Origin of the sequence: Streptosporangium becharense (assembly GCF_014204985.1) — a bacterium.
Classification (GTDB): Bacteria; Actinomycetota; Actinomycetes; order Streptosporangiales; family Streptosporangiaceae; genus Streptosporangium; species Streptosporangium becharense.
Map to the genome: position 1 here is coordinate 5,407,748 of NZ_JACHMP010000001.1, position 15,045 is coordinate 5,422,792.

14 protein-coding genes are annotated in these 15,045 nt (G+C 72.4%); 8 read left to right on the top strand and 6 right to left on the bottom strand.

Translation table 11 applies throughout. The features are described from left to right. The first annotated feature begins 30 nt into the window (after nt 1-30). On the top strand, nt 31-1,530 hold the full coding sequence (locus F4562_RS23705; protein ID WP_184541084.1) for a PepSY-associated TM helix domain-containing protein: 1,500 nt from the start codon (nt 31-33) through the stop codon (nt 1,528-1,530). Nucleotides 1,531-1,691: 161 nt separating this feature from the next. Here F4562_RS23705 and F4562_RS23710 read toward each other — a convergent pair whose 3' ends face one another. From F4562_RS23710 to F4562_RS23720, 3 genes are all read right to left on the bottom strand, one after another. Next, nucleotides 1,692-2,453, bottom strand: a complete 762-nt coding sequence (locus F4562_RS23710; protein WP_184541083.1) for a hypothetical protein — start codon at nt 2,451-2,453, stop codon at nt 1,692-1,694. 123 nt (nt 2,454-2,576) lie between these two features. Beyond that, nucleotides 2,577-3,293, bottom strand: coding sequence for a hypothetical protein (locus F4562_RS23715; protein ID WP_184541082.1), 717 nt, complete (start codon nt 3,291-3,293; stop codon nt 2,577-2,579). Nucleotides 3,294-3,393: 100 nt separating this feature from the next. Continuing rightward, on the bottom strand, nt 3,394-4,206 hold the full coding sequence (locus tag F4562_RS23720) for a helix-turn-helix domain-containing protein (RefSeq protein ID WP_446697321.1): 813 nt from the start codon (nt 4,204-4,206) through the stop codon (nt 3,394-3,396). Between the two features lie 170 nt (nt 4,207-4,376). On the opposite strand from F4562_RS23720, the gene F4562_RS23725 reads away from it, so the two are divergent. The 4 genes from F4562_RS23725 (at nt 4,377) to F4562_RS23740 (ending at nt 7,465) form a co-directional block, all read left to right on the top strand. Then, entirely contained in the window at nt 4,377-4,772 is a 396-nt protein-coding gene (locus F4562_RS23725; protein WP_184541081.1) for a TOBE domain-containing protein, read from the top strand. A gap of 64 nt (nt 4,773-4,836) precedes the next feature. After that, on the top strand, nt 4,837-5,661 hold the full coding sequence (gene modA / locus F4562_RS23730; protein WP_311733975.1) for a molybdate ABC transporter substrate-binding protein: 825 nt from the start codon (nt 4,837-4,839) through the stop codon (nt 5,659-5,661). An 8-nt stretch (nt 5,662-5,669) separates the two neighbouring features. Then, nucleotides 5,670-6,440: an ABC transporter permease gene (locus F4562_RS23735; protein ID WP_184541080.1), complete on the top strand. Its 771-nt coding sequence runs from the start codon at nt 5,670-5,672 to the stop codon at nt 6,438-6,440. Beyond that, nucleotides 6,437-7,465, top strand: coding sequence for an ABC transporter ATP-binding protein (locus F4562_RS23740; protein ID WP_184541079.1), 1,029 nt, complete (start codon nt 6,437-6,439; stop codon nt 7,463-7,465). The genes F4562_RS23735 and F4562_RS23740 overlap by 4 nt, the downstream gene beginning before the upstream one ends. Before the next feature lie 159 nt (nt 7,466-7,624). Here the strand turns inward: F4562_RS23740 and secA2 are convergent, their stop codons facing one another. Further along, on the bottom strand, nt 7,625-9,832 hold the full coding sequence (secA2, locus tag F4562_RS23745; protein WP_311733974.1) for an accessory Sec system translocase SecA2: 2,208 nt from the start codon (nt 9,830-9,832) through the stop codon (nt 7,625-7,627). A 323-nt stretch (nt 9,833-10,155) separates the two neighbouring features. Between secA2 and F4562_RS23750 the strand changes: the two genes are divergently transcribed. Then, nucleotides 10,156-10,947: a class II aldolase/adducin family protein gene (locus tag F4562_RS23750; RefSeq protein ID WP_184541077.1), complete on the top strand. Its 792-nt coding sequence runs from the start codon at nt 10,156-10,158 to the stop codon at nt 10,945-10,947. A 14-nt stretch (nt 10,948-10,961) separates the two neighbouring features. Here F4562_RS23750 and F4562_RS35190 read toward each other — a convergent pair whose 3' ends face one another. Further along, the gene (locus F4562_RS35190; RefSeq protein WP_184541076.1) at nt 10,962-11,588 is read right to left on the bottom strand and encodes a hypothetical protein; all 627 of its coding nucleotides are present in this window, start codon (nt 11,586-11,588) and stop codon (nt 10,962-10,964) included. Between the two features lie 401 nt (nt 11,589-11,989). Between F4562_RS35190 and F4562_RS23760 the strand changes: the two genes are divergently transcribed. Then, nucleotides 11,990-12,352, top strand: a complete 363-nt coding sequence (locus tag F4562_RS23760; protein WP_184541075.1) for a VOC family protein — start codon at nt 11,990-11,992, stop codon at nt 12,350-12,352. A 232-nt stretch (nt 12,353-12,584) separates the two neighbouring features. Continuing rightward, a complete protein-coding gene (locus F4562_RS23765; protein ID WP_184541074.1) occupies nt 12,585-13,451 on the top strand; it encodes a DMT family transporter in 867 nt (288 codons plus the stop codon). A gap of 97 nt (nt 13,452-13,548) precedes the next feature. Here F4562_RS23765 and F4562_RS23770 read toward each other — a convergent pair whose 3' ends face one another. Beyond that, nucleotides 13,549-14,976, bottom strand: a complete 1,428-nt coding sequence (locus tag F4562_RS23770; RefSeq protein WP_184541073.1) for an FAD-dependent monooxygenase — start codon at nt 14,974-14,976, stop codon at nt 13,549-13,551. Nucleotides 14,977-15,045: the final 69 nt, after the last annotated feature.

Genomic DNA, 15,045 nt, shown 5'->3' on the forward strand with positions numbered 1-15,045 from the left:
CCGTGCGCGTCCCCGTGAACGGAGAACCCCATGACATCCGAGACCGGTGTCCGGCCCGAGACCGGACCCGCCGTGCCACCCGTCCCCTCGACCCGGGCGACGCTGCGCGCGCTCCTGCTCCGCCTGCATTTCTACGCCGGAATCCTCGTCGCCCCGTTCCTGCTGGTGGCCGCGACGACCGGCCTGCTGTACGCCGCCTCGTTCCAGTTGGAGGAGATCGTCCACTCCCATGAGCTGACCGCCCCCGTCCCGACCGGCCGGTCAGCGCAGCCTGGTCAGCCCGGTCAGTTCGGGTTGCCGCTGGCGCGGCAGGTCGCCGCCGCGACCGCCGCGCACCCTGAGGGGACCGTCGGCGCCGTGCGGACCGCTGTCGAGCCCGGCCGGACGACCCGGGTGCTGCTCGACGTCCCGGGATTGGCGGAGAGCACCCGGCTCGCGGTCTTCGTCGACCCCCACACCGGCGAGGTCCGGGGCGCCCTGGAGAGTTACGGCAGTTCGGGGGCCCTGCCCGTGCGGACGTGGATCTCCCAGTTCCACCGGCACCTGCACCTGGGGGAGCCGGGGCGTCTCTACAGCGAGCTGGCTGCCAGTTGGCTGTGGGTGGTCGCGCTGGGCGGTGTGGTGCTCTGGCTGACCCGTCGGCGCCGGGCCGGACGGCAGCTGCGGCTGGCCGTCGCGCCGGAGCGCGGCACCCGTGGCCTGCGGCGGACCCTCTCATGGCACGGCTCGGTCGGCCTGTGGGTGCTGGCCGGTCTGCTCTTCCTGTCGGCGACCGGCCTGACCTGGTCGAAGTACGCGGGAGCGAACGTCGACGTGCTCCAGTCGTCGCTCGGCTGGTCCACTCCGTCGATCTCTTCGGCCGCGAGCGGCCACGGCACCCACGGAACCGGGAGCGGGAGCGGGACCGGGAGCGGCGAGGGATCCGAAGGCCATGGGCAACACGGGGGACACGGGCAACACGGTGCCTCCGCTCCCGTCGACGTCGACCAGGTGGTGCGGGCGGCGACCGGCGCGGGGCTGTCCGGCCCCCTGGAGATCGTCTGGCCGGCCGGCCCCGGGGATCCGTACGTCGTCAAGGAGATGGACCGCCTCTGGCCGCAGCGCAACGACCAGGTCGCGGTCGACCCGGCGAGCGGGCGGGTCACCGCCGAGCTGCGCTTCGACGACTACCCCCTCGCCGCCAAGCTGACCCGCTGGGGCATCGACGGGCACATGGGCCTGCTGTTCGGACTGCCCAACCAGATCCTCCTCGGTGCCCTGGCCGTCGCGCTGATCTGCCTCATCGTGTGGGGGTACCGCATGTGGTGGCTGCGCCGCCCGACCCGGGGCTTCGGCACCCCGTACGGACGCGGCGGCCTGCGGCGCCTGCCCTGGGCGGTGGTGCCGCCCGTGGCCGCCGTGGTGATCGCGCTGGGGGTGTTCCTGCCGTTGCTCGGCGTCTCGCTGGCCGCCTTCCTACTGGTCGACGTCGTGTCGGCGAGGATCGCCGCGGCCCGCGCGAGGAGGCCCGGGACCGGCGTGCCCGGATGAGGCGGCCGAGGGTGCCCGGATGAGGCGGCCGAGGGTCGGCGTACCCGGCTGAGAGGGCCGGGACGCGGGCACACGCCGTGCGGCCCGTCCGCGCTCCGGCGCCGGTCAGGCCGTGGCCCGGCTCCCTGTGGCCCGCCTCCCGCTTCCGTGGCCGGCGCCGGTCACGCCTTCGGCGACGGGCGCCCGGCCACCAGGTTCTGGAGCCCGTCGACGAACCGCTCGATCGGCTGGTGGATCCTGTGCTCCCGCCACTCGGCCCTGCGCAGACTCCGCGATCCCGGCTTGTAGCGCCGCCGTGCCCACGGGGAGCCGGGCCGGGCCAGCCGGATCGCGCCGACCAGCGCCAGCGGGGTGATGTAGATCCCGATCAGGCCGGTCCAGATCTTCCCCTTGCCCAGGGCGACCACCGACAACGCCAGGTTGGTGCCCACGACGAACGCGATCTGCCCGGTGGACAGCAGGTCGTCGTCGGGTCCGGGGTTGAGGACGTCGTCGAGCTCCAGCGGGCTCGCACCCAGCAGCGCCAGCCCGCACATCGCGGCGGCCACGAAGACGGCGTCCACCGACAGGCGGCCCTGCTCCTTCCAGTAGACGTCGTCCAGCAGGACCACCAGCGCGAACTCGTCCAGCACGAGCGCGGTGCCGGCACCGAACAGCCCGGCGAGCAGCCCGGCCGCCGCGGAGGCGACGTCCTGCACGGCGAGCCCGCTGACGCCGCCCACGCACATGAAGACCACGCCGAACACGACGTGGTGGATGTGCAGCCCGCCGGAGGTGACGTTCCCCGGCCACCATCTCACCCGGGCACGGATCAGCCGGACGCTGATCCGGATGAAGACGAACGTGCCGATGAAGAAGACGAAGAAGCAGAACAGCCGGAGCTTGCCCGCCGCCACGATCTCCGTCGCGAACCATTCCCCCATTCGTGCCTCCACCCTCGAAAAAGGGGGATTCCCGGCAGGCTATCACCGCCCCGATTCCCACCCGGCGCACGGCGGGCGGGGCCGCCGGGTCACCGCACCGGGGGTGGGACGACCGGGGAGACGTCACAGATCCGGGGTGTGCGGCGGGGTGTCCCGGTCCGGAAGGCGGAAACCGTCACGATCCTGCGCGACGCCGCCCGTCTCCCCGGCGATCAGCCGGGCCGCCAGCTCGCCTGTCATGAACAGGTCGGGCGTGCGCGAGGCCGGATCCTCGACGTCCATCTCGTACTCGATGTTCGTCCTGCCCTCGCGTTCGCTGTGGTATCGGATGGCGAGTACGCGGATCGGGCTCGTCCCGTTCCGGAACACCAGCGTCTCGTCGTCGGCCCACTCGTGGACTCGCAGATCCGGGATCACCCCGGCCAGGAGTTCCACGAGACGGTCGGGGGACATCTCCTCCCGGCAGCCGACCACCGAGGCGAGGGCGTCCCGGGGGCCCGGCTCCGGGTGCGCGGCCCCGTTGAGCAGCCGGGCCAGCCCCTCGACCACGTTCCAGGGGGCACAGTACGGCCCGCCGATGTCGCGTCCGGTCTCCTCCAGCACGTAGGCGGTACGCCACCCCGTCGGCAGGCCCGCCCGCGACTCGATGGCCGGCGTGATGTCGATCGGGCCGCGCAGCCGCATCTTCCGGGTCACCCGGATCCCCTTGCGGTCCGCGCGCGCCACCGGGCTGCACCGCCGCACGGTCTCCAGCAGCAGCGCCGGATCGGGCCGGTAGCCGAGCAGCAGCGCGTGCCCGGTGCGCAGCCGCCTGGCCGAAAGGAAGTCGGTGACGCCCATGTGAGGACCCCCGTGAGTCTCGGGTACGGGCCCCCATGGTCGGGTGTCCCGCTTGTCTCCCACTTGGAGTCCGATGGCGAAAGGGGCGGCGGGTGCCGCCTCAGTCGGGGTGGTGCTGGTGTTGCAGGTAGGCGGCGGTCTCCGGGTTGGCGGGGAAGTACGCCTCGATGGCCAGCTCGGCCACGGTGATGTCCAGCGGGGTGCCGAAGGTGGCCATCGTGCTGAAGAAGGCGAGCTCCCGGTAGCCGCGGCGGATCCGGAGCGGCACGACGATGTCGCCCGGCCCGGGGCGTTCGATCTCGGGTTCGGGCTGGTCGCAGGGGTAGCCCTCCAGCTCGTGCCAGAGCGAGGTCAGCTCGGGGTCGGCGGTCAGGCTCATCTGGCGGCGGACCCGGTGCAGCAGGTGTGCCCGCCACTCGCCCAGGTTGATGATCCGCTGCGCCATGCCCCGGGGGTGCAGGCTGAGCCGGAGCACGTTGACCGGCGGTTCCAGCAGCTCCGGCGCGACCCCGCGCAGCAGCAGCCCGGTGGCGGAGTTGCGGTCGACGAGGTTCCAGCGCTGGTCGACGACCACCGCCGGGTACGGCTCGTGCCCGCTCAGCACCTGCCCCAGCGCCTCCCGCACGGACGCCATGTGCGGGGAGTTGAGCGGCGTCTCCGAGTAGAGCGGCGCGAAACCCCCGGAGAGCAGCAGGTGGTTGCGCTCGCGCAGGGGGAGGTCCAGCTCCTCGGCCAGGTGCAGGATCATCTCCCTGCTCGGCTTCGACCTGCCGGTCTCCACGAAGCTCAGGTGCCGGGTGGAGATGTCGGCCTGGATCGCGAGGTCCATCTGACTCATTCGCCGGCGCTCCCGCCACTGGCGCAGGAGCTCGCCTACCGGACGGGATGCGCTGGTGGAGGTCACGGACACCACGATAACGGGGGTGTTTTGCCAAAACCATTACCGTGCGCGTAGCGCGTGGCGTGATGTCCGGTCCGAGGGATCGGCGTCGCTCATGCGACCCGCATCGGATTTTCCCACTGGCAACAGCAAGACCTATCCCCCTTAGAGGGTGGAATAAGCGAGAGGTATGGTGATGGTTCGTGACGACGTTCCGGATCAGTGAGGCGGCATCGCTGCTGGGGGTCAGCGCCGACACCGTGCGCCGCTGGGTCGACACCGGTCGGCTGCCCGCCCGGCGCGACGACCACGGTCATCGTCTGATCTCCGGGGCCGAGCTGGCCGCGTTCGCGCGTTCTCAGTCGGCGCGTGACGAGCACGGCAGCATGTCCTCGGCGCGCAACCGCTTCCGGGGGATCGTCACCGAGGTGGTCAAGGACACGGTGATGGCTCAGGTGGAGATAGCGGCGGGGCCGTTCCGGGTGGTGTCGCTGATGAGCCGCCGGTCCGCCGACGAGCTGGGTCTCGAACCGGGCGTGGTCGCGGTCGCCGTCGTGAAGTCCACCACGGTCGTCGTCGAGGTTCCCGACAACCCCTGAGCGTTCCCGACAACTCCTGAGCGTTCCCGACAACTCCTGAGCCTGGAGGCTGGATTTGCGACTCATCTCACGCTCGATCACCGCGGCGCGGGAGTCCCGCCGGGTGGTGCGTGGCCTGTTCCCGACGGTGGCGTTGGCCGCCCTGCTGGCCGTGACCGGATGCGGTGCGGGCGCCGGAGCCGAGGGCGGGCGCCCGGCCGGTGCCGGCGGGGGAGCGGCCCGCACGGTGACGGTGTTCGCCGCCGCCTCGCTGACCGAGTCCTTCACCCGGCTCGGCGCCGACTTCGAGGCCGCCAACCCGGGCGTGGACGTCAGGTTCAACTTCGGCTCCAGCGCCACCCTGGCCCAGCAGATCGTGCAGGGTGCCCCCGCCGACGTCTTCGCCGCGGCCAGCCCGGCGACCATGAAGACCGTCGCCGACGCCTCCCTGGCGGCGAACCCCGTCGTCTTCGCCCGCAACCGGCTGGAGATCGCCCTGCCCGCGGGCAACCCGGCGAAGATCGACGACCTCGCGGACCTCGCCGGCCCCGGGGTGAAGGTCGCCCTGTGCGCTCCGCAGGTGCCCTGCGGGGCCGCAGCCGCCAAGGCCCTGGCCGCGGCGGGCCTGAAGATCGTCCCCGTCACCCTGGAGCAGGACGTCAAGGCGACCCTCACCAAGGTCACCCTCGGCGAGGTCGACGCGGCCCTGGTCTACCGGACCGACGTCCTCGCGGCGGTGGGCAAGGTGCAGGGACTGCCCTTCCCCGAGGCGGCCCAGGCCGTCAACGACTACCCGATCGCCGCGCTGGCCAAGGCCCCGTCCGGTGACCTGGCCGGCCGCTTCGTCGCCCTCGTCACCTCCCCGCAGGGCAGGGTCGTGCTGACCGGGGCGGGGTTCGAAACGCCGTGAAGGGGCGGATGCCCTGGGCGTTGACGGTCCCCGCGGTCGCCGGCCTGGTCTTCCTGGTGCTGCCCCTGGCCGGGCTGCTGGTGCGGGCACCGTGGTCCACGATGGGCGAGCGGCTGGCCGAGCCCCTGGTGCTGGAGGCGCTGCGTCTCTCCCTGGTCACCGCCACCGTCGCGACCGCCGTCTGCCTGCTGTTCGGCGTGCCGCTCGCCTGGCTGCTGGCCCGGGGGAACCTCCCCGGGCGGCGGCTGGTCCGGGCCCTGGTGACGGTGCCGCTGGTGCTGCCGCCGGTGGTGGGGGGCGTCGCGCTGCTGCTGGTGCTCGGCCGTAACGGGCTGGCCGGACGGTGGCTGTACGAGACGTTCGGGGTGTCGTTGCCGTTCACCACGGCCGGTGTCGTGGTCGCCGAGGCGTTCGTGGCCATGCCGTTCCTGGTGATCAGCGTGGAAGGCGCGCTCAAGGGTGCCGACCAGCGGTTCGAGGAGGCCGCGGCGACCCTGGGGGCGTCCCGGTGGCGGGTCTTCACCCGGGTCACCCTGCCGATGGTCGCGCCGGGCGTCTCGGCGGGTGCCGTGCTGTGCTGGGCACGGGCCCTGGGCGAGTTCGGGGCCACGATCACCTTCGCGGGCAACTTCCCGGGTCAGACCCAGACCATGCCGCTGGCCGTCTACCTGGCGCTGGAGACCGACCCGGAGGCCGCGATCGTACTGAGCCTGGTGCTGCTGGCGGTCTCCGTGCTCGTCCTGGCCAGTCTCCGCGAACGCTGGGCGGGCACGTCGTGATCGAGAGCAGGCTGGTCGTCGAACGCCCCGGGTTCCGCCTCGACGTCGAACTGGACGTCGCCGCGGGCGAGGTCGTCGCGCTGCTCGGCCCGAACGGCGCGGGCAAGACCACCGCGCTGCGTGCCCTGGCCGGGCTGGTGCCCGTCACCGGCGGGCACATCCGCCTGGACGGGGAACCGATCCACGACACCCCCGCCGACCGGCGTCCCGTCGGCATGGTCTTCCAGGACTACCTGCTGTTCCCGCACCTGTCGGCGCTGGACAACGTGGCCTTCGGGCCGCGCTGCCACGGCACCCCGAAGAGGCGGGCCCGTCTGCTCGCCGCCGAATGGCTGGAGCGGGTCGGCCTCGCGGGGTACGCCGCCGCCCGGCCCCACGAGCTCTCCGGCGGCCAGGCCCAGCGCGTCGCCCTGGCCCGCGCTCTCGCCGTACGGCCCCGGATGCTCCTGCTCGACGAGCCGCTGGCCGCGCTCGACGCCCACACCCGCCTCGACATCCGGGCCCGGCTCCACCATCACCTGCGTGACTTCGACGGCGCCGCCGTCCTGGTCACCCACGACCCGCTGGACGCCATGGTCCTGGCCGACCGGCTCGTCGTCGTGGAGGACGGCGCCGTCGTCCAGCAGGGGCCGCCGCCGGCCGTCGCCCGTCACCCCCGCACCGAGTACGTCGCGCGGCTGGTCGGCCTCAACCTCTACCGGGGGGAGGCCGACGGGCACGCCGTGCGGTTGGAGGGCATCACCCTCAACACGGCCGAGTCGCACCGCGGCCCGGTCTTCCTCGCCTTCCCGCCGACCGCCGTCGCCCTCTACCGCACCCGGCCCGACGGCACCCCGAGGAACCTGTGGGAGGCGGTGATCGGCGGTGTCGAGCGGCACGGCGACCACGCGCGGGTGCTGCTCGGCGGCCCGCTCGAAGCCTCCGCAGACGTCACCGCCGCCGCGGTCGCCGAGCTGGACCTGCGTCCCGGCGAGCGTGTCTGGGCCGCGCTCAAGGCCACCGAGACGCACGCCTACCCCGCCTGACGCCGGTTCCCGCCTGACGCCGACCTCAGCGCCGCCCCGGCGGCCACGATGCCCCCCGCACCGGAGCCCCCCGCACCGGAGCCCCCCACGCCGGAGCGGGGACGGCCGGGAGGGCCCGGCGGGGCCGCGGGGGAGCCCACCCGGCGCGGCGCGGTGCGGTCAGCGGCGGCGGAGCTTGGTGGACAGGCGGTTGAGGATGCGGTCCCACTCGGTGCCGAAGGGGTTGTCCTGCACCAGGTACGTCCAGGTCGCGGTGGGACGCTTGAGGCCCGAGCCGTCGAGGTCGAGGCCGTCGGCGGTGACGGCGGCGGTCCGGAAGGACTCCACCGAACGCGACTCGATCTCGGCGAGCAGCCGCTCGTAGGCGGGGACGGCGTCCTTGTGGAACTCGTCGATCGGGTTGAGACGGCCGAGCGCGCGCAGGTGGATGCCCTCCCGCAGTTCGGCCAGGTAGGCCAGGTGCTCGGCCCAGCAGCGGTCGAGGTGGAACAGGACGATCTGGCGGGCGGCCTCGTGCAGCGTCTCCTCGCCGACGTCGTCGACCAGTTCCGCCCACCGCTCCGGTACCGCGGCGGCCAGGGCGTCCCCGGCCACCCGGCCGCGCAGGACCCGGTCGCGCCGCTCCAGCACCTGGGAGCGCTGGCGCTCCAGCAGCCGGGTGTAGCGCCAGGTGTTGCGGTGGATCTCCATGTCGACGCCCTCGGCGACCCGCTGCGCGTGCCCCACCAGGGACCGCTCGGGCACACCCTTGGCGTACTCGTCGGCGACGTAGTGGGCGATCAGCTCGTCCTCGCCGCTGACGAAGAAGACCGAGCCGCCGGGGTCGCCCTGCCGGCCGGCACGCCCGCGGAGCTGGTCGTCCAGGCGGCTGCCGGCGTGCCGGCCGGAGCCGATGACGTAGAGTCCGCCGAGCTCCTCGACGCCCTCGCCGAGGCGGATGTCCGTGCCGCGCCCGGCCATCTGGGTGGAGACGGTGATCGCGCCGCGCTCACCGGCCCGGGAGATGATCTCCGCCTCCTCCGCGTCGTTCTTGGCGTTGAGCACCACGCACTCCAGCCCCCGGCCGCTCAGGGTGAGGGCCAGGCGCTCGGACTCGGCCACGTCGAGGGTGCCGATCAGGATCGGCCGCCCGGTGGCGTGCACCTCGGCGATCTCGTCGGCGAGCGCCAGGTCCTTCTCCAGCCGGAACTCGAACAGCCGGTCCGGCTCGTCGACGCGCACGCACGGCCGGTTGGGCGGGACCACCGCCACCTTGAGGTCGTAGAACTCCCGCAGCTGGTCGCCGACCGCGACCGCGGTGCCGGTCATCCCGCACTTCTCGGGATAGCGGGTGATCAGCCCCTGGACGGTGATCGAGTCGAGGACCTCGCCGGTCTCCGACGCGGGCAGCGCCTCCTTGGCCTCCACCGCGGCCTGCAGGCCGTCCGGCCAGCGTTGCAGCAGCGCCACCCGGCCCCGGGACGGGTTGATCAGGTGAACCCTGCCGTCCCGGACGATGTAGTCGACGTCCTTGGTCAGCAGGGCGTGGGCGTGCAGGGCGAGGCTGACCTCGGTCAGCGTCTCCGGCGTGTCGTAGAGGGCGACGCCGAGCGCCTTCTCGACGGTGTCGATGCCCTTGGTGGTCAGGTGGACGTTGCGCGCCTGGTCGTCGATCTCGTAGTGGTATCCCTTGACCAGCTGCCGGACCAGCGCGGCCGTTTCCGGCACCGCGCCGCCCGGGTCGCTCGCCCCGGCCAGCACCAGCGGCACCCGCGCCTCGTCGACCAGCACCGAGTCGGCCTCGTCGACCAGCGCCACGTTCGGCGGCGGCACGACGAGGTCGGCCACGTCGGTGACGAGCCGGTCGCGCAGCACGTCGAAACCGATCTCGCTGACCGAGCCGTACGTCACGTCCCGGGCGTAGGCCGCGCGGCGTTCGCCGGGCGTGGAGCTCTGGCCGATCCAGCCGACCGAGACGCCGAGCGCCTCGTACAGCGGGGCCATCCACTCGGCGTCGCGCCGGGCCAGGTAGTCGTTGACCGAGATCACGTGGACGCGCTTGCCCTGCAGGGCGTACCCGGCGGCGGCCATCGCCCCGGACAGGGTCTTGCCCTCCCCGGTGGCCATCTCCGCGACGCTGCCCGACAGCATCGCCAGCGTGCCGACCAGCTGCACGTCGTACGGACGCAGCCCCAGCGTGCGGTGGGCCGCCTCCCGGGCGACCGCGCAGAACTCGGCGGCGTCGTCGGCCGGAGACGGGGGCACGGGCAGCTCGTCGAGCCCGCGGATCCGCTCCTCGCGGGCCCCCGCCTCCGCCACGGTCCGCTCGAACCGCGACAGGTCGAGGGTGCCGGGGCGTTCGAGAAACCGCCTGATCCGCTGAGTTATCGAGCCCACGTTCCCTCCAACGCCCGTTTCCAGGCCCGCGTTCCGTTCCTGCCGCACATTGTGGTGGAAAGAGCGGCCGGTGTACGGGTCCGGACACGTGCGCGGGCCCTGGGAAAGGGAAGGTCGCCGGGTTATCGTGTTACCAGTCAGTAAACAGAATTCGATTCCAGAAGCAGGCGTGGGCGGCGGCGGGGCTCCGGACGGGTGCGGACGCCTGACCGGACGCCGGACGGCGTACGGGCATCGGCCGGGTCCGGCCGAGGTCCCGCACGACGTGCGGGCGGCGGCCGTCCCGCGCGTGCGACCACCGCCCTGGAGGCACGATGAGCCTGTCCGACCTGCAGCCGGTCCCCGCCGATCGGCTCACCTTCCGGCTCCCGGAGAAGTTCGAGACCGTGGAGCAGGAGCGCCGCCACCGTCTGGAACGCCTGGCCGCCGCACTGCGGCTGTTCGGCAGGTTCGGCTTCGAGGAGGGCGTGGCCGGTCACATCACCGTCCGCGACCCCGAGCACACCGACCACTTCTGGGTCAACCCGTTCGGGATGTCCTTCAAGCGGATCAGGGTGAGCGACCTGATCCTCGTCAACCACGACGGCCAGGTGGTCGAGGGCAGGTACCACGTCAACCAGGCCGCGTTCGCGATCCACTCGATGGTCCACCAGGCCCGGCCGGACGTGGTCGCCGCCGCGCACAGCCACTCGGTTCACGGCAAGGCCCTGTCGTCGCTCGGCACCCTGCTGGAGCCGCTCACCCAGGACGCGTGCGCTTTCTACGAGGACCACGGCCTCTTCGACGACTACACCGGCGTGGTCGTGGAGACCGAGGAGGGCCGCCGGATCGCCCAGGCCCTCGGCTCCCACAAGGCCGTCATCCTGCGCAACCACGGACTGCTGACCGTCGGCGACAGCGTCGACGCCGCCGCCTGGTGGTTCATCACGATGGAGCGCTCCTGCCAGGCCCAGCTCCTGGCCAAGGCCGCCGGCCCGACCGTGCCGATCAGCCACGAGAACGCCAAGCTCACCCACGGCCAGATCGGCAACGACCTGGTGGGCTGGATCAACTTCCAGCCCCTCCACGACCAGATCGTCGCCACCGAGCCCAACCTGTTCGACTGAGCGTCCGCGCCGGATCAGGGTGTCACGCGGGCGACGGCGATGGTGGTGGACCCCCGCTGGCCGGCTTCGTAGAACATGTACTCCACCCCGCGGTCGGTGCCGAAAGCGGGCGCCGCGGACCTCCCGTTGTCCGGCGCGCCGCGCAGCGACGCGTGGAAGACGCCGAGATGCACCTCCCTGTCGAAGGCGTTCCCGACCTCGGTGAGGTACATCCTGCCGTCGCCGCCGTGGTAGACGACGTAGGTCGTCCCGTTGCGCCGGAGCACGTGCGGCCCGCTGATGTCGTTCAGCCCGTCGCCGGCGGGGGAGACGAGGGGCGAGGGGTCGAACCGCCACGTCAGCGCGTCGGAGGACCAGCCCCAGAAGATCTTCCGCTTGCCTCCGTGGTAGCCCATGAAGACCATCACGTACCGGCTGCCCAGCGCGGGGATCGAGTGGTCGAAGACGCGGGCGTAGGAGGCCTCGGAGAGCCCCGGCACCATCGAGGTGTCGAGCACCACGCCGTGGTAGGTGAAGTCGATGCCGTCGGCGGAGGTGGCCAGCCGGGTCGTGGTGATCACGTGGCCGCCGACGGCCACCGTGAGACCGGTGCCGAGGGCCGTGCGGAGGAGGGTGCGGCGGTTGAGGACCGGTTCGGACATGCTCTGTCCCTTCGTGTCTCACACCTCGTGCGATGCGGCGGTGATCACAAAGATTGGTGACGAGCAAGTGATTGGTCAACACGCTAATACGAATTACCTAGGGTAATTCGCAGTCGCGGCCGGTCGGCGGTCAGTCGCCGGCGCGTACCGGCCAAGGTGCCGCCCGGCCAGAGGTGCCGCACGGACGGGGTGTGGCGCGGACAGGGTGTGGCGCGGACAGGGTGTGGCCCGGAGGGAGGTGCCGCGCGGCCCTGCGGGGGAGACCGCCGATGCCGTCGTGGCCCGGACCGTGGCGAGGACGACGAAGAAGATCCCGTATGCCAGCACTTGTCCGGGCATCGGATCACCGTGTTCGGCAATCATGACAGCACCTGACAGGTACGGGCGGAATGCTGGCACCCATGACGACGATCGCAACGTTCCTCGCCGTGAACATCGACTGCGCCGAGCCCCGCCGCCTGGCCGAGTTCTACGCCGCAGTCTTCGGCTACGAGATCCAGTACGCCGAGGAGACCTACGCCGGCATCGGCGACGGCACGATGACCATCTACTTCCAGCAGAACCACGACCGCAAGCCCGCCGCCTGGCCCGGCCCCGACAAGCAGTTCCACCTCGACGTCCGCGTCCCCGACGTCGAGACGGCCGTCCGTGACTACCTGGAGCTCGGCGCCACCAAGCCCGAGTTCCAGCCGGGGAACGGCGCCTGGGTCGTGCTCGCCGACCCGGAGGGCCACCTGTTCTGCGTCTGCCCGGCCCGCGACTGACCGATACCCGGCGCGTCACCGGACGGGGGATCGGAGCGGCGATCCGACCGGGTCCGCCGTACACATTGTGGACGGGCGATCCGGCCGGGGCCCGTCGTACACGTTGTGGACGGGTGCAATTCACGCTTGCGGGCGAACATCAGTGCCTACCCGTTTGTCCGGCGCTCTAAGCTTGCAAGATGACCAGAGAATCGCTGCACATCGACCGTCCCGTCCCCCCGGGTGGGTGGTGATGACCTGGATCGGTGTCTCGATCGCCCTGGTCGGCGCGCTGGGCTACGCCCTGGGGGCCGCGCTCCAGCAGTTCGAGGCGGTCTCGGAGGGGGCCTCGCTCAAACTGATGCGGCGGCCCCGGTGGTGGATAGGCGGCGTCATCGGGTTCACCGGCGCGTCCCTGCACGCCGTCGCCCTCAGCTTCGCGCCTCTGGTCGCGATCCAGCCCATCAGCGTGCTGACGCTGGTGTTCGCCGTGCCGCTGGCGGCGTTGCTGCACGGCAGGCGCCCGCACCGGGGTGAGCTCGTCGGGTCGATCGCGGTCGCCGCCGGTCTGCTCGGCCTGCTCCTGCTGGTCCCGACGCACTCGGTGACCCCGCACATGACGAACCCGGAGGCGTTCGCCTTCCTCGGCACCGTCGGGGCGGTCGTGCTGCTGGCCCACCTGGCCGGGCGGAAGGCGACCGGCATTCCCAAGGTCCTGCTGCTGTCGGTCGCCGCCGGGGCGGTGACGGCCAGCGTCTCCACGTTCGTGCGCGTGGTGGGCGGCAACTTCCACGGCGACTTCGCCAACCTGCTGACCTGGTTCTCGCTCGCCGTCCCGATCCTGCTCATCTGCGCGGTCGTGCTGCTGCAGAAGTCGTACGAGGTGGGTTACTTCGGAATCGCCTACGCCGCCGTCCAGGTGGTCGACCCGATCACGTCGATCCTCGCCGGTGCGCTCCTGCTCGACGAGGCGATGCCGAGCGGCTGGTCGAACGTGGTGCCCGCCCTCTTCGCGGCGGCCGTGCTGATCTGGGGAACGATCACTCTCGCCCGTCTCGCCCCCGACAAGGGCGTCCCCGCCGAGATCCGGGAGCAGGTGAAGACCCCCGTCGCGTCGTAGTCGCTCCCCGGGTGCGGCGGCGGCCGGTCACCCGGTGAGTGCCTGGTCATAACGCCTGTTCATCCGGTGGGCGGCCGGTCATCCGGCGAAGGGCCGTTCAGCGGTGGAGGGCCCCTTCGACCAGGTCCGGGGGCGTCCAGCCGAGGACCTCGTCCATGGCGGCGGTCGTGCGGGCCGGGGCGAGCCGCCAGCCGAGGCTCATCAGCGTGTCGCGCAGCCCCGCGGCCAGCGGGTTGCGCAACCGGGTGGCCTGGCAGACCGCGGCCGACCTGGCCACGATCCTGGAGGTCCGTCCCAGGCGGGCGGCGGTGTAGGCGGCCAGCCCGGCCCGTACGCCGGTGTCGGGGTGTGCCGGGAACCTGCCGGTCGGTGCCGACAGGGCCGTCGAGGTCGTGTGGGCCAGCACCACGGCGTCCTCGATCGCCTGGCAGGCCCCCTGCCCCAGGTTGGGGGTCATCGCGTGCGCGGCGTCGCCCAGCAGGGCGACCCTGCCCCGGTGCATCGCGGGCAGCGGGGTCCGAAGATGGTAGACGTCGTTGCGCAGCACGTTCTCCGGCGCGGCGGCGGCGAGCAGCGCGGGGATCGGGTCGTGCCAGTCGCCGAACCGCCGCAGCAGCTCGGCCCGCCGGTCGCCGCCCCCGCCGCCCGCTGGGACGGTGTCGGTGCCGTAGCAGTAGGCCACGCCTTCGGCGAGCGGCATCACCCCGAAGACCTTTCCGTGGCCCCAGCTCTCGTACGTCCGGCCGGGGACGCCCCCGCCGGGGACGAGCACCCGCCAGCTGGTGATCCCGGCGTAGCGGGGGCCGGGGTGGCCGGGGAACAGCGTGGCCCGGGTGGGGGAGTGGATGCCGTCGGCGGCCACCACCAGGAGCGCCTCCACCGACCCCTCCGTGCCGGGCCCCGAGGAGGACGTGCCGGGCCCTGAAAAGGACGTGCCGGTCCCCTCCGTACCGGGCTCCGACACCTCCGTACCGGCCCCTTCTGTATCGGTCCCCGAGGGGGACGTGCCGGGCCCCGAGGAGGAACCGTCACCGCTTCCGCCGACTGCGGAGCCGCCGCCGGCGCCGGGGGGATCGCTGACGCTTCCGCCGTCTCCGGAAGGGCCCCGGTGGGTGAAGGCCACCCGGCCGGTCTCCGGGTCGACGCCGGTGACCGCGGTGTTCAGCCGGACCGTCCCGGGGGCGAGGCGGGAAGAGAGCGCGTCGACCAGATTCGCGCGACGCAGCAGCACCACGGAGTCGCCGTACCGGGCGGAGGCGGCCTCCTCGGTGGTCCGCACCAGCCACCTGCCGTCGGAACGCCGGATGCCGCCCTCGCCGCGGATCGCCGAGAGCGCGCGGATCTCGTCGCCGACCCCGATCGTGTCGAGTGCCCTGAGCGCGTTGGCGGCGACCGCGAGCCCGGAGCCGACCGGCTCCAGGGACGCCGCCCTCTCCAGCACCGTCACCTCCCACCCCCACCGTTGCAGCGCCACCGCCGCCGTCAGGCCGCCGATGCCCGCCCCGATCACCACTGCCCGCGTCATGGCCACTCCTCACTACAGATGTAGTGGGATGCTAGCGCGTATGCGGTTTAACTACAAATGTAGTATTAA

Coding starts and splice junctions, on each gene's coding strand:
- F4562_RS23715 (WP_184541082.1), bottom strand. CDS start 3,293: ATGGGCGTCACCGACTTCCTTTCGGCCAGGCGGCTGCGCACCGGGCAC.
- F4562_RS23705 (WP_184541084.1), top strand. CDS start 31: ATGACATCCGAGACCGGTGTCCGGCCCGAGACCGGACCCGCCGTGCCA.
- F4562_RS23710 (WP_184541083.1), bottom strand. CDS start 2,453: ATGGGGGAATGGTTCGCGACGGAGATCGTGGCGGCGGGCAAGCTCCGG.
- F4562_RS23750 (WP_184541077.1), top strand. CDS start 10,156: ATGAGCCTGTCCGACCTGCAGCCGGTCCCCGCCGATCGGCTCACCTTC.
- F4562_RS23765 (WP_184541074.1), top strand. CDS start 12,585: ATGACCTGGATCGGTGTCTCGATCGCCCTGGTCGGCGCGCTGGGCTAC.
- F4562_RS23760 (WP_184541075.1), top strand. CDS start 11,990: ATGACGACGATCGCAACGTTCCTCGCCGTGAACATCGACTGCGCCGAG.
- F4562_RS35190 (WP_184541076.1), bottom strand. CDS start 11,588: ATGTCCGAACCGGTCCTCAACCGCCGCACCCTCCTCCGCACGGCCCTC.
- F4562_RS23735 (WP_184541080.1), top strand. CDS start 5,670: ATGCCCTGGGCGTTGACGGTCCCCGCGGTCGCCGGCCTGGTCTTCCTG.
- F4562_RS23770 (WP_184541073.1), bottom strand. CDS start 14,976: ATGACGCGGGCAGTGGTGATCGGGGCGGGCATCGGCGGCCTGACGGCG.